Annotated in this window: 10 protein-coding genes and 1 pseudogene; 1 reads left to right on the top strand and 10 read right to left on the bottom strand. The window is 41.7% G+C overall.

Annotated features, from left to right (window positions below; genetic code table 11):
- Positions 1–91 precede the first annotated feature (91 nt).
- The 4 genes from AZH43_RS15330 to AZH43_RS15315 all read right to left on the bottom strand — a co-directional run bounded on the left by AZH43_RS15330 (position 92) and on the right by AZH43_RS15315 (position 6,115).
- Complete coding sequence (locus AZH43_RS15330) at positions 92–973, bottom strand: mitochondrial fission ELM1 family protein (RefSeq protein WP_067671419.1); 882 nt, start codon at positions 971–973, stop codon at positions 92–94.
- Between the two features lie 72 nt (positions 974–1,045).
- Positions 1,046–1,972 carry a branched-chain amino acid transaminase gene (locus tag AZH43_RS15325; protein WP_067671416.1) on the bottom strand — a complete coding sequence of 309 codons (927 nt, stop codon included), beginning with the start codon at positions 1,970–1,972 and terminating at the stop codon, positions 1,046–1,048.
- Between the two features lie 18 nt (positions 1,973–1,990).
- Positions 1,991–4,750, bottom strand: coding sequence for a bifunctional [glutamate--ammonia ligase]-adenylyl-L-tyrosine phosphorylase/[glutamate--ammonia-ligase] adenylyltransferase (gene glnE / locus AZH43_RS15320; RefSeq protein WP_067671413.1), 2,760 nt, complete (start codon positions 4,748–4,750; stop codon positions 1,991–1,993).
- An 84-nt stretch (positions 4,751–4,834) separates the two neighbouring features.
- Complete coding sequence (locus tag AZH43_RS15315; protein ID WP_067671410.1) at positions 4,835–6,115, bottom strand: sensor histidine kinase; 1,281 nt, start codon at positions 6,113–6,115, stop codon at positions 4,835–4,837.
- A 1,015-nt stretch (positions 6,116–7,130) separates the two neighbouring features.
- Between AZH43_RS15315 and AZH43_RS15310 the strand changes: the two genes are divergently transcribed.
- Positions 7,131–9,365, top strand: coding sequence for an NADP-dependent isocitrate dehydrogenase (locus tag AZH43_RS15310; RefSeq protein WP_067671407.1), 2,235 nt, complete (start codon positions 7,131–7,133; stop codon positions 9,363–9,365).
- An 81-nt stretch (positions 9,366–9,446) separates the two neighbouring features.
- Here the strand turns inward: AZH43_RS15310 and AZH43_RS15305 are convergent, their stop codons facing one another.
- The 6 genes and pseudogenes from AZH43_RS15305 to AZH43_RS15280 form a co-directional block, all read right to left on the bottom strand.
- Positions 9,447–10,130, bottom strand: coding sequence for a hypothetical protein (locus AZH43_RS15305; protein ID WP_067671403.1), 684 nt, complete (start codon positions 10,128–10,130; stop codon positions 9,447–9,449).
- Between the two features lie 239 nt (positions 10,131–10,369).
- Entirely contained in the window at positions 10,370–10,945 is a 576-nt protein-coding gene (locus AZH43_RS15300; protein WP_067671400.1) for a hypothetical protein, read from the bottom strand.
- A gap of 3 nt (positions 10,946–10,948) precedes the next feature.
- Entirely contained in the window at positions 10,949–11,533 is a 585-nt protein-coding gene (locus tag AZH43_RS15295) for a recombinase family protein (protein WP_067671423.1), read from the bottom strand.
- A 137-nt stretch (positions 11,534–11,670) separates the two neighbouring features.
- Positions 11,671–12,069 carry a hypothetical protein gene (locus tag AZH43_RS15290; RefSeq protein WP_067671396.1) on the bottom strand — a complete coding sequence of 133 codons (399 nt, stop codon included), beginning with the start codon at positions 12,067–12,069 and terminating at the stop codon, positions 11,671–11,673.
- Between the two features lie 911 nt (positions 12,070–12,980).
- Entirely contained in the window at positions 12,981–13,637 is a 657-nt protein-coding gene (locus tag AZH43_RS15285) for a hypothetical protein (protein ID WP_067671394.1), read from the bottom strand.
- A 62-nt stretch (positions 13,638–13,699) separates the two neighbouring features.
- Positions 13,700–14,339 (bottom strand): annotated as a pseudogene (locus AZH43_RS15280) (DUF927 domain-containing protein); the annotation flags it as partial.

Here is a 14,339-nt window from a genome sequence, read left to right as displayed (position 1 = left end):
AGCAGATACTTTACGATCAATTGAGTAATAACGCTGCCCATGTTTGTTAAATGCAAAATTAGAGATATGTAAAATTTTCATATAAACAACTCTATGTACTTAATAAAATATGAGCGACTCGAGCCGCTTCATCCAATTGTAGATTTAACAATTTAACTTTATTTTCACCCAATAAGACATGGGTTAAAAGCCGATCTAACAGCTGCGTAATTCTATCAGATTTCAAACATTCTATTTCAATAACCCCAACCTTACAGCCAGCGGTCAAGGCCTCATAAATCATCGAAACACTGTCTTCCGTCACCCAAACAGCTTCCGCTTGCTGCATTTGTTCAAAGATCCAGCCCTGAGGCGTCTGCTCTGCAGGAAAAATCTGCAGCTGACTTGCAAATGACTGCTGACTTAAAAGATTGAGAAAATCCTTAGGCGTGCGGCGTGAGGTAGTCAGAATAATAGTTGCCCCTTCATTCTGCTCTGCGATCTGCTGAACCGAATCCAACACTTTAGCATCATTCCACTGATGGCGTTTAGACGAGCCGCCCAAAGCAATTAACACTCGGTTTTGCTGATGGCGCTGTTCATTCACAATCGGGTTCAGCGCGCCTTGGGTCAAAATCACATTGCCCTGCTCAGCAATGCCATCATGCTCAGGAATGATCACATGATCAAACCAGCCAAATGGAAAATTCGGCTTCATCAAAATGACTGTTTGGGCTGCAGGATACACTTTGCCTAACAGTAAAACACGAGACTGGGTATGACTGCCCACACCGATAATATAATCGGGCGCTTGAGCGAATAAAGATCTTTGGGACTGAAATAGCGCTTTGATTAAAGAAAAAACCGGCAGATCATCAATCGATATTTCCTGAAAAGTCACATGTTCTGCAGACTGTCTTTGCATGGCCTTAAACAAGCCCACTGCCTGTGAGCGATGCCCGGCTTTACCATCACTGACATACACAATATGCATAAAAAATTTCCCGCATTTTATCCAATAAAAAAGGCGGAACTTCTGTTCCGCCTTTCATCTTAACCGATCAGCTTATTTTACGTAAGTTAACCAGTGAGCATATTTAGGGTCTTTACCCTGAACAGCATCAAAGTAGGCTTTTTGAATTTGCGTTGTGATTGGACCGCGGCAGCCTTCGCCAATTTGACGGTCATCATATTCACGGATTGGCGTTACTTCAGCCGCTGTACCTGTAAAGAATGCTTCATCTGCAATGTAGAATTCATCACGGGTAATACGGCGTTCAACCACTTCATAGCCCAAGTCTTTCGCAATAGTGATAATTGTTTGACGCGTAATACCGTCAAGCGCGCCACCAGCAATATCAGGGGTATGAATCACACCGTCACGTACCAAGAATACGTTCTCACCTGAACCTTGGCATACATAACCTTGTGGATCTAAAAGCATTGCTTCATCATAACCAGAATGCGCCACTTCTTGATGGGCAAGAATAGACAGCGTGTAGTTGCCTGATGCTTTTGCTTTACACATGGTCACGTTTGGATGATGGTGCGTAAATGAAGACGTTTTAACGCGAATACCCTTCGCCATCGCTTCTTCACCCAAGTAAGCGCCCCAGCTCCATGCAGCAACCACGGCATGAATGGTATTGTCTGTCGCTGCGATACCTAATTTTTCAGAACCAATGAAAATAATTGGACGCAAATAGCAAGACGCTAATTTATTTTCACGAACCACATCAATTTGAGCTTGTTCTAAAGCTGCATGGTCAAATGGGACTTTCATTTGATAAATTTTTGCAGAATTGAGCAAACGCTTCGTGTGTTCTTTTAAACGGAAAATAGCCGTTCCATTCGGAGTTTCATAGGCACGGACACCTTCAAACACACCCATGCTGTAATGCAATGTATGTGTTAATACGTGAGTTTTCGCTTCACGCCAGTCAACCAATTGTCCATCTTGCCAAATAAAACCATCACGATCAGCCAAGTTCATGGCACACACTCCAAATTTTTATACACAGTCATTTTTATCCAAGGCAACTGCTGCACTTGGATCAATTAATCTTTGCCATAGCTTGCAAACGACCTCTCGGGTATCGCGCCAATCCGCTGCATTCACTTGCATTGATTGATTTGCAAGGGCTAAACGGTGGCTCTCGGCTCGTTCACGAAGATAAGCTTGAATCAATGCTGTCGCGTCGTCACTGGATAAGCAACTTGCTTTTGCGGCGTCTTCAAGGATTCGTACGTTGTCGGAGTAATGAGCGAGATCTGGATTCGCCCCACTCCATGCTAATACCGCATACTGTGCCATAAATTCAATATCAACGATACCACCTGCATCCTGTTTTAAATGAAAAATCCCGTCTTTTTGCTGTTCTTTAGAAGAACCCAAGTGATCTTTCATTTTTTGACGCATTTTCAAAACTTCTGCGCGGACGTTGTCTTCATTTCTCGGCTGCGTCAGAATCCGGCAGCGCAAATGTTCAAATTTTACGCGCAGCGACTCCTCTCCTGCGATGGAGCGTGCACGCACCAGCGCCTGATGTTCCCAAACCCATGCGTTCTTAAACTGATACTGCTCAAAGGCTTTCAGGCTGGTCACAAGAAGGCCGGCCTCCCCCGATGGGCGCAGGCGGGTATCAATTTCATAAACCCGGCCATCCAGTGTTTGCGTAGTCATCAATGACATGAATTTTTGCGCCACACGCATGGCGAATTCAAAGCCGCTGATCGGTTTCAAGCCATCTGTATCGCCCTGCTCATCCATATAATGAATAAACACTAAATCCAAATCTGAACCGTAGCCCAACTCAATACCGCCGAGTTTCCCGTAACCTGCAACAGCAAAAGCAATATGGTCCAGTGAACAGCGCTGTCCTTCCGCATCAAGCGGATAGCCATGTTTTTTTGCCGTCATCTGATAAGCCAAATTCAGCGTTGCGCCGACAGATACTTCTGCAATGTCAGTCAGCGCATCAGACACTTTCATCAGCGGGCTTTCCGCCAGCACATCACTGGCCGCCACGGTCAGCACATTGGATTTTTTAAATAAGCGCAGCGCCCGCATCAGGTCTTCCACATCATCCAATTCAATCCGCAGCAATTGCTGGCGCAGTGAGTCTTCCAAATCTTTACGTTTAGGCAGTTCAAAATCCATCGACAGGAATTCATCCAGCAAGACGGGATAATGTGTTAATTCCTCACAAATCCACGGACTGACAGTCGCCATTTTCACCAAACGCTGCAGCGCGCCTTTGCTTTCAATCAGCATGACCAAATAAACGGTACGGCGCATCACTGACTCAACCAGCGGCATCAAGCGCAGCAAAGCGACTTGCGGACTGTCCGACTGAATCACCGCTTCGACCAGATGCGGCCAAAAAGTTTTCAGGCGCTGCACCGCTTTTGCCGGCAGCTTCTTCAATGCATGGCCATACCAAAATTCATGCACCAGATTTTTAGCATTATCATCCAATACATCATTCAGCTGTTTTTCCAGCTGACTGAAGCTTTCGACCAAAGGGTCAGGCTCTTTTTCTTTAATCAGATGCTCAAATTGATAAATCACTTTGGCGCGCTTTTCATTTAATACCTGCAGGAAATCATCCCATGAGGCAAAACCCAAGGTATCCAGCATACGCTGGCGCGGCTCTGCTTCATTCGGCAGCGACTGTGTCTGCTGGTCATTCAGCGCCTGAATCGCATGTTCAATACGGCGCAGGAATAAATAGGCATCCTCCAGTTCAGAAACAGCCTGTTGATCCAGCAGGCCGACTTCCCCTAAATGATGCAAGCTGACTAAGCATTGACGATCCTGCAGCTCAAGTTTGGAACCGCCATAAATCAGCTGGAAGACCTGAACAATAAACTCCACTTCACGGATTCCGCCTGCCCCAAGCTTGATATCGTCTTCAATATTGCGCCGCTGCACTTCACGCTCAATCATCGCCTTCATTTCGCGCATGGCTTCAAATGCGGTGTAGTCAACATATTTCCGGAAGACAAAAGGACGCGTCATCCCCAGCAGCTCACCGCCTTCCTTGCCGCCGGTCACAATGCGCGCTTTAATCCAAGCGTACCGCTCCCATTCACGGCCATGCTGGCTTAAATATTTTTCCAGCGCGGCATGGCTGATGGCCAGTGCAGAGCCATCGCCCCAAGGACGCAGCCGCATATCCACACGGAAGACAAAGCCATCCGCGGTAATATGATCCAGCAGGTAAATCAGCTTTTGCCCCCATAAAATACAGAACTGCTGCACATCTATGCATTTTCGGCCGTTGGTTTCACCCTGTTCATCAAACGCAAAAATCAAATCGATATCGCTGGATAAATTCAGCTCCTGCGCGCCCAGCTTGCCCATAGCAATCACAATCAGATCCTGCACCTTGCCGTTATAGCCAATGGGTTCACCGTGTTTTGCTGCCAAAGGCTGATAAGCAAAGGCTTTGGCTTCGCAAATAGAGGCATCAGCAAAATCAGAAAGCTCCCGTGTCAGTGTCACCACATCGGTGAGCTGATTGGCATCTTGCCAAATCCAGCGGAACATCAGCCGCGCGCGCAAAATACGCATTGCGCGCATCCACGCGTTCTCATCGGCAATACTGTCTAAAGCGCCGCGGACAAAATCTTGGATATTTTCGGTGCTTAAGGGCGTTAAAAATTGGTCAACTGCATAATCTTGTTCTATTAAACTGCGGTGTATTCCCAGCACTTGTTCCGCATATTGACTGGCGCGCAATGTTTTCTGCAATTGTTCCACATTCATCTTCAAACCCATAACCCAGTTTTTTTCTAGTTATATCAGCTGAAAACAGATAGTGGAAAAGAATTTAATATTTTTATGATGCAATTAAACGGTTTCTGAAGGCTTATCGCCATGCTGGCTGCTGCTCACTTCTAGAGCCTGATGATTGCTCAGCGCTGCAGGAAAAACCACTGTAAAGACGGTGCCCGCACCTTCCTTAGATTCCACACTGATTTCACCATGATTCAGTTCGACAAAACGCTTGCACAGAATCAAGCCAAGCCCGGTGCCCTTTTCGCCTGAAGTGCCTTTGACACTGACGGTGATTTTAGGGTCAAACAGCTGATCCATCTGCTGGCGGGTCATGCCTAAACCGGTATCCCGAATTGACAGCCGCACACCATTAGACGCAACGCAGGCATGCAGCGTGACCTTGCCCGAACCATCAGTATTGGTGAATTTCAAGGCATTGGACACTAAATTCTGAATCACGGATGTCACCATATTAATGTCGGCATACACCTTTAAACCCGCAGGCACGTCACTTCGCAGCTGAATATTTTTCTTGACCGCCAAGCTGTTCAGAACATTGCAAACAATTTTAATGGATTGATTCAATTCAAAATTAATAGGGTGATAAACAAAGCGGCCGCCCTCAGCCATGGCCCAATTCAGCAAGCTTTCCAGCAGATTATACGTTGATTGAGCCGTATCAAATAAATAGTCTGAAATATTTTGAATGCTGGACTCATCCAGCGTGTCGCGCTCCTGCGCCAACACTTCTGAAAACCCCAGCAGGCCATGAAATGGCGCACGTAAATCATGCGCAATAATTTGAAAAAATTTAGTTTTACTGAAGTTCAAGGCGGACTGCTGCTCATAAAGCTCTTTCAGTTCTGTATTTTCTACCCGAAGCTTAACAATGCTGATCAGGCTGAATACAAACTCCTGCACCACTTCTTTTTGTTTGGCGTTAAATAGATCGGGTTGCTCATCAAACAATAAAACCTGACCGATCTGCACATCGTCATCTTTCAGGTTGAATGCCAGCAAACGGGCATGATCTGCCCCCAAGTTTTTAATATGCTGCGAAAAATCGGAATAATTGGCATGTGATGCATCAATACAGCAGGCATCATCAAAATAAGCGGCTAAGCCGGCATCATCATTGGCTAAAAAAGGCTTGCATCCATCTGCATTGGAAAACCAAATATAAGGCTCGTCTTGAAATACCAAAATGGCATTGTCTGTCTGCAGCAGGCTTCTTGAAAATTTTAAGAATTCGGCGACACGGTTATCCTCTGTAAATACACCCATCAGCAAAGCCAATCTGCAAGCGGCAAGCTGTTCTGTCTGTGCGCCTATTTCCAGCAATTTAATCGCCATCGTGCTTCACCTGTATTTATTAAAAGGAAAAACCAACTTTCACACTTAGCCTTCATCTATCCATCTTATTTTAATTAACAAAATTAAACAAACCTCACAATAACAATAACTGACATAATTCTGAATTGGTCGCTAAAACAACGCAAAGCATTGCTCATCAAAATAATATATCCAGTTGAATTTTAATATATTTTAATTAAACCACACGCTTACAGCTCTGACATTTCATTCAGATAAGCGGAAGGTAATAAAATGATTCTGTTCACATTTTTAAAAAATCCTGCATACATTGCGAAGCGCATGACAAAAATTTACTGATTGCTGCAGAGCAGGCATTGCTTTCGCCTGTTTTATACATCGATTGACTGGATGACTGTATTCGAGATTTTAGCGATTTAACGCACAGTATGGGCAGATCAAATTGGCATTTAAAAAAGTAAAATTTCCGCTTTTACTCATCGTTACCCGTCCCCATTTTGGCGCCGTTCAAAGCACTCATGCCTGCCGGTCTCTTATATAGAAAATCAGCAATCAATACGCGCAGCTGCTATGACTGATCGGGCCAGAAAAAAGCGCTAAATTCTCTGTACAATAATTTATTTCCATGATACCCAACATGTTGCAAGTAATTAGTTTGCCTATTTACAGAAATTGCAGGTTTGTTTTTTCTTTAACCAGACACCAAAAATGCGATCAACACATTGAAAAATAACACTTAAACTCTAAAAAACAGCTAAAACTGCGTTAAAGCGCATTTCAGTCTAATTTCCGCGTTCAAAGCGCCTGCCGTCTTGGCAAAGTCGAAAAGCGTCTGAATTTCACGTAGAATATTGCCATTGGTGAACAGCATCGATGGATACATTTTTCAGCCAAAGACCAATATGCAATGATATTGCTATTTGGCTGAGGTGCAAAAAGCACCGATACCTTTTAATGTTTTATTTAAGCAAACCGGTTCTCAGGACTAAGCCAAAAGCTCGGTCCAGACAAAATCAATCAAAGCAAGGGGCTATATATGGCTGGTGGAAAGTCAACAATCATTTACACTTTGACCGATGAGGCGCCACTGTTAGCGACCTATTCTCTGCTGCCGATCATTGAGACCTTTACTAAGCCTGCTGGCGTTGAGATCGTTAAAAGCGACATCTCAGTAGCTGTACGTGTGCTTGCAGAATTTGCAGACTGCCTAAGTGATGAACAAAAGGTGCCCGACACGCTTGCAGAGCTAGGTCGTCTCACACAAGATCCAGACACGAATATTATCAAACTCCCGAATATCAGCGCATCTGTTGGTCAATTGACAGCGTGCATTAAGGAGCTTCAGTCAAAAGGCTATGCGCTTCCTGACTATCCTGAAAATCCGACAACTGACGAAGAAAAAGCCATCAAGGCCCGTTACAGCAAATGCCTAGGTTCTGCTGTTAACCCAGTATTGCGTGAAGGCAACTCAGACCGCCGCGCGCCTGCTGCCGTTAAAAACTATGTGAAAAAGCATCCTCACTCTATGAGCGAATGGAAGCAGTGGTCACAAACTCACGTTTCACACATGGACGAAGGTGACTTCTACCACGGTGAAAAGTCGATGACTTTAGACCGCGCCCGCAATGTGAAAATGGAATTGATCACCAAGTCTGGTGAAACTGTTGTTCTTAAGCCAAAAGTTGCGCTTCAAGACGGCGAAATCATCGACTCGATGTTCATGAGCAAGAAAGCGCTTTGCGATTTCTATGAGAAAGAACTTGAAGACTGCCGCGAAGCGGGCATCCTGTTCTCTTTACACGTTAAAGCGACCATGATGAAAGTTTCACATCCGATTGTATTCGGCCACTGTGTGAAAATTTACTACAAAGACGCTTTTGAAAAACACGGCAAATTGTTTGATGAGCTTGGTGTAAACGTCAACAACGGTATGGCGGGCCTTTACGAGAAGATCGAAACTCTGCCGACTTCTGTTCGCGAAGAAATCATTGCTGACCTGCATGCTTGCCAAGAGCACCGCCCTGCGCTTGCAATGGTTGATTCAGCAAAAGGCATCACCAACTTCCATTCGCCAAATGACGTAATTGTAGATGCTTCTATGCCTGCAATGATCCGTGGCGGCGGTAAAATGTGGGGTGCTGACGGCAAGCCTTACGACTGTAAAGCAGTTATGCCGGAATCTACATTTGCCCGCATTTACCAAGAAATGATCAATTTCTGCAAATGGAACGGCAACTTCGATCCGCAAACCATGGGTACTGTACCTAACGTTGGTTTGATGGCGCAAAAAGCTGAAGAATACGGTTCACACGACAAAACTTTCGAAATTGCTGAAGCTGGCATTGCCAACATCACCGATCTTGAAACTGGCGAAGTGTTAATGTCTCAAGACGTAGAAGAAGGCGATATCTGGCGTATGTGCCAGGTAAAAGATGCGCCGATTCGTGACTGGGTAAAACTGGCTGTAACCCGCGCGCGCAACTCAGGCATGCCTGCAATCTTCTGGCTTGACCCGTACCGTCCGCACGAAAACGAATTGATCAAGAAAGTTGAAAAATACCTGAAAGATCACGACACTGCTGGCCTAGACATCCAAATCATGTCTCAAGTCCGCGCAATGCGTTACACACTTGAGCGTGTTGCCCGCGGTCTGGATACAATTTCAGTTACCGGTAACATCTTACGTGACTACCTCACTGACTTGTTCCCGATTATGGAATTGGGTACTTCTGCGAAAATGCTTTCTATCGTTCCATTGATGGCTGGCGGCGGCATGTACGAAACTGGTGCGGGCGGTTCTGCGCCTAAACACGTACAGCAGCTTGTAGAAGAAAACCACTTGCGTTGGGATTCTTTAGGCGAGTTCATGGCATTGGCTGTATCGCTGGAAGAAATGGGCATTAAAGAAGACAATGCGCGTGCAAAACTTCTTGCGAAGACACTTGACCAAGCGACTGGCAAGCTTCTAGACAATGACAAGTCTCCTTCACGCCGCACAGGCGAGCTGGACAACCGCGGCAGCCACTTCTACCTAGCGAAATACTGGGCAGATGCGTTGGCAGCGCAAGACGAAGATGCAGATCTTAAAGCTAAGTTTGCTCCACTTGCAAAAGCATTGGATGAAAATGAAGACAAGATTGTGGCTGAGCTTGCAGCAGTTCAAGGCAAATCAGTTGATATCGGCGGCTACTACGCAGTTGATACTGCAAAAGTAAATTCAGTGATGCGTCCAAGCGCAACATTTAATGCAACGCTTGCAGCAGCTCAATAAGTTCATGCTTAGCTAACATACGTTAGTGATGTAAAAAAACCAGCGCTTCGGCGCTGGTTTTTTTATGGCAAACTAATAATTTCAGAATTTCTTATTATTCCCGCTCAACAAAATTATAGTTCTAGGCCTTTCCATTGCTTTATATTTCTCATCGGCTTCCTTTAATTCTTTAATAAAATCAGATGCATTTTTCAGCCTATCCTCCAATACCAAGCATAAGAGCGCTAATGCAATAAAAGCTAAAGAAATAACAAGAAATGCAACGTTAATGACAGCTTGAATACCAGTAGAATTAATTACAACAAGAAAGAGCATCCCTCCAAAAAAGGCAAAAATAAAATATCCCGCCATAAATACATAGCGTCTAGGAGTTGGGCTAAGATATAAAAAAGGTTTAATCAATAAATCCTTCGACAAATTCAAAGCTTGTCCTTTTTTATAAGAAATATACTGGATACCGTCATCAAATAAAAAAATCATTCGATCAAAATTTATTAAATAATTCTGATGAAGCTCTATAAGTTTATTGGCCAAGTTATGGTCTACATTCGGGCTTTTCGCAAGATCTTGCGCTGCTCTATCCAAAACAAGCTGATTTGTTTGCCCACGCTCATAATACTTTTCAAAATATTGGATACTCGAAGCAAGTCTATCTGAAATTTTTTTATGCTTTAGACTCGTTATTTCATGCCTTTTTAAAAATAAAGTAATGATCGCTATTATGATGCCAGCGATAGGTGCAGCAAGCTTCCAATCTATTTCCATTTATTTTCACTAAGCAATTAATTAAGCTAAATTTATGATTTATCACTAGAGTTCAAGAATGTGAAGTATCTTTTATTCAAATACAATTAAATTATTTATTATCATCAGGCAATAAAAAACCCCAAGTCTTAACAAGCTTGGGGTTTTTCGTAGAATCCTAAGATTCTAAATTTTGGTCCGAGGGTCAGACTCGATCACATATGTAACATACTGATAAAAAATGATTATATTTTGGTTTTTTAAAATATATCCTTAATTGTATCCTTATTAAGAAATATGTATTTAACTAAGATTTTATTGACATTTAATCTGAATAATTCAAAATTTTTATGGAATTTCATTGTTTCCTTATTCATTAAATCTGCTTGATCATGAATTTTTTTATATGAATTTTCACTTAGCACGTATGGTAAAGCTCTATACTCATCTGATAAGAAAGGAATTTTATCAATCTCTTTTTTCAATACTTCCGAGTACTTATATTCATTTATTAATTCTAACTCCAACCTCAAGTCTTCTAACTTTAATAATGATCTTTCTATTAAATCCCCTATATCTTCCTTCCCCTCAGAGGCATTCATATCCCCAGACAAAATATATGGTTGACTGACGATATCGAAATTATCATCACTAATCATTTTATATATATAATTCAGATTCATATATGAATCTTTACAGATAGAAGATAAAACCTCACTACCTTTTTGCTTTCTCCATTGATTTGAAATATATAAGGCTATAGCTCCTGTACCTATTGTTGCCACAGCTCCTGCAAAACCTGCTATAGCTCCCCAGTCCAAACTACAAACATCCATACACTATCCTTTCAAAACTCTATACACAGTAGCAACACCACACCCTACAGCCTTCGCTATTTCTTCTTTAGTTAAGCCTTTGGTATTCAAATCTTTAATTCTAACATGCTTAGTTATATCTGCTTTCTTACCAGTAGGTACATATCCTGAGCGTGCCAGCCCTTGTTTGATTCGCTCCTTGCGTTTGTCGTTATCTAACTTTGCCATGGTCGCAAGTAGATCAATCAACATTGCATTAATCACATTTAATATCTCGCCTGTCATCCCATCATTGGTTGTATGTGTAGTCGGTAGATCAGCAACGATTAAACGCAATCCTTTAGCCTTGATCTTATCTTTTAGAATTGCAAAGTCATCTTGTGACAATCGGCTAAGTCTATCCACGCTTTCGACTAAAAGGATGTCACCTTTATGCGCCTCTGTAAGTAATTGGTTTAACGCTGGGCGCTCAAGCTTTGTACCTGAATAGTTTTCAACGTATGTACTGTATTGGTCGCCATAGCTTTGGCTGAATTGGATTAAATCATTTAATGCTCTTTCGGCATCTTGGTCTTTGGTGCTCGCTCTTACATATATTCTAATTGTCATATCATCAGCCTTTATCATATAGCTATCATTTAATATGACTTATGATAATACTATCATTTAACTAAATAAACTAGTTAAATGATAGATAGAGAAATATAATTATCAAATTATCTTTTGGGTATAGTCTAATGATAGCATCAATCTTGAAAACCATCGTTGAAGCCCAAACAGTTTGCCATCACCTCTACACTCAATAATGATATGTAATCCAATCGTTCATATTCAGTTGAGTTTTCAAAGCTTAATTTACCGTCATGATCATATAAGTAGTTAATAACATTTTCTTTTCTTTGATTTTGAGCCTTATAATATTTATCACTGATCAATGGATTTAATTTATTAGCCTTAAGAGCCATTTCTCTTGTCTTTCCATGGAACATATCCTGAATAATAGTACGAGCAAAGAACCCTTTATCACGACAATCCGAAATTTCATAATTACCTATTATTCTAGGCTTATCTTGAAGTTCACCAGAAATCGCACTTTTAGTAGATACCGAACCAAGTAGAAATAAAATAAAAATTAGTATTTTCATGTTTTTAAACTAAATTTAGAAAACTCACATTTAACACTAATTCTATCAATCAAGTTATAAATTACTTTGAGTATTTTGCCGTGGTGTTCCCTTTGGCAAGGGGAAATACCTTTCCAAAATTTTTGACTGTGATGCAATTACCCAGCACGCCTATTGGCTTGACCGATCAAGGGGATATGGGGTTAAAAGTCAAAAGGAAGTACCTAAATAAAGACCGTCCCCCCATGAAATTTTCTCTTGGTCAAAAGTCGGAGGGAGGGGGTATCATTTTTGCGGTTCATATTGGTGCAAAAATAGAGAAACACTAAGAATATGGTAGGTTTTGCCAATAATTAAATATGTATATTTTCTATGTGTTACATAGGTTACAAGACTGTTTTATATAGATTTTTTAATTTAACCATATAAATAATGATAAATATGCACATATATAAACTAACTTTCATTTTAATAATTATTTATATATCAATATCTTACTCAACTTTAATTCAATTAATTATAGTTATATCTACTCTGCTACACATATCTATTATTTTTGAGATGTTACAAGTGTTACACAGGTTACAAGGCTGTTTTATATAAATTTATCTGTAACACTTTGAGCCTTTGAATCATGTTACATGGGGTACGATTTAGGGTAAGGGGGGCATGAAAAATATCTCAATTCACCTTAAGCGGACACCGCCCCCTTTCTCACGTATAAAAAAATTTCCAATTTCGATAAAAGTAAATAAACATTGGAGCAACTAGGGCAAGATTATTTATCTTTTGGCTGTTTTGAATAAACTTTATAAGTTTTTATTTGTGGCTTATCTAGGATAAGCCCCCTACATTACAAAACAGTGCCAAAATTTCGGAATGAATATCCTCGCCCTTGCCACCCTACGGCGAAAATTCAAAATCTGATCCATTCAATGAGCTTGGGCAAAGCTATTATGATGCTGAAAAGCGGTCATTGCTGGATGGGTGAAATCAGGGAATAAATAGAATCTAAAATTGCTGTCGTAATAAAAGATGTTCTGTTCAATTAGAGCATTAATAAAATGCTGGGCTTGCTCCTGATTCACTAGAAATTTCTGTATTAGGTCTTGCCGTACATGCTCAGGTTTAACAAGGGCATTTTCTACAGGATTATTAATTTTACGCAAGTTGCTACGGTGTCGCTCCAGCCGATCAAAATAGATCCGTATCACCTCTTGCTGTATATCTAAGTCCAATGTTTCGGAATTGGATGCAGTCGAATTGCTCAGTATTTCGATGATTTCTGCTTTAGACTGCTTTACTTTCTGTATTTCAATATCTGTGATGCGCTCTGCATGATGTAAACGCACAGTTTGGCTGTCTATTAGCTCTATTTCTGCACCCTCTTGCTGGATATGCTCTAATAGCTCATAACATGATTGAAGCCGTAAACGGCGTATTAGCTGTGGTTTGTATTTACGTACAAGGTCTGTGCTTTGCTGGGGTATATCATCAGAATGATGTAAGCGTAAAACTTGATTGTTGATTAACTCAAGACTTGCGCCATAGTGCTGTAAAACTTGGCTAATTAACTGTGCAATATTCATTATTTAAGATCACCAATAAAAAGACTGCACGGCGTTAAACACTCGTACAGCCTGTAATTGAGTTAAATATCTATGGTTGTGCCTGTGTTTACGTCATCCGTATATGGATTGGTGGCTTTCTCAATGTCATAGCTAAACATTGAAGTGTTGAACACATATAACCAAACTGGATTTTTACTTTCGGGAGTACGTTCCTGTTTGGTTGTTTTACCATTAGCACAGTCTAACCAGCCATGTTTTTTAAGCACCTTCGCTACTTTCTTAGGGTCAAAACCCGTGCAAAGTTCCTGTTTAAATTGCTCTTTAAAGAACAAATAACGCAAGGTTTCACGCTGTTGGGCATTTACCACTTTATAGCCCACTCGATACATGGTTTTTTCTCTAAAACTCTTGGTATCGGTATTGGCATCATCGGCATGATCTGAATTGCCATAGCTTGCACGCTTATTACCTTCGATTAAGGTATCAAAACGGCTATTTCCGTTCGCCTCAAAAAATGCTCTGACTTGCTGGAGTATCTGCCGATCCTCAAAGTCCCCGACCATTTCAAAGCTATTTAACCATGTCTTAAATACGCTGATTACAGCCTCTAAAGCCCTGCCTTTTTTCCAGCCTGTAATATTGGCTTGTGTTGCCAGCTCGCCAGCCACGGCGACAACGGCAAAACGTGAAGCCACTCGGGCAATGTGCCCTTGTGCATTG

Origin of the sequence: Acinetobacter pragensis (assembly GCF_001605895.1) — a bacterium.
GTDB classification, from domain to species: domain Bacteria; phylum Pseudomonadota; class Gammaproteobacteria; order Pseudomonadales; family Moraxellaceae; genus Acinetobacter; species Acinetobacter pragensis.
Note: the sequence above shows the minus strand (reverse complement) of the source record. Positions and strands in the feature narration are given on the sequence as shown.

Coding starts and splice junctions, on each gene's coding strand:
- AZH43_RS15290 (WP_067671396.1), bottom strand. CDS start 12,069: ATGAAAATACTAATTTTTATTTTATTTCTACTTGGTTCGGTATCTACT.
- AZH43_RS15300 (WP_067671400.1), bottom strand. CDS start 10,945: ATGGATGTTTGTAGTTTGGACTGGGGAGCTATAGCAGGTTTTGCAGGA.
- AZH43_RS15285 (WP_067671394.1), bottom strand. CDS start 13,637: ATGAATATTGCACAGTTAATTAGCCAAGTTTTACAGCACTATGGCGCA.
- AZH43_RS15295 (WP_067671423.1), bottom strand. CDS start 11,533: ATGACAATTAGAATATATGTAAGAGCGAGCACCAAAGACCAAGATGCC.
- glnE (WP_067671413.1), bottom strand. CDS start 4,750: ATGAATGTGGAACAATTGCAGAAAACATTGCGCGCCAGTCAATATGCG.
- AZH43_RS15305 (WP_067671403.1), bottom strand. CDS start 10,130: ATGGAAATAGATTGGAAGCTTGCTGCACCTATCGCTGGCATCATAATA.
- AZH43_RS15310 (WP_067671407.1), top strand. CDS start 7,131: ATGGCTGGTGGAAAGTCAACAATCATTTACACTTTGACCGATGAGGCG.
- AZH43_RS15325 (WP_067671416.1), bottom strand. CDS start 1,972: ATGAACTTGGCTGATCGTGATGGTTTTATTTGGCAAGATGGACAATTG.
- AZH43_RS15315 (WP_067671410.1), bottom strand. CDS start 6,115: ATGGCGATTAAATTGCTGGAAATAGGCGCACAGACAGAACAGCTTGCC.
- AZH43_RS15330 (WP_067671419.1), bottom strand. CDS start 973: ATGCATATTGTGTATGTCAGTGATGGTAAAGCCGGGCATCGCTCACAG.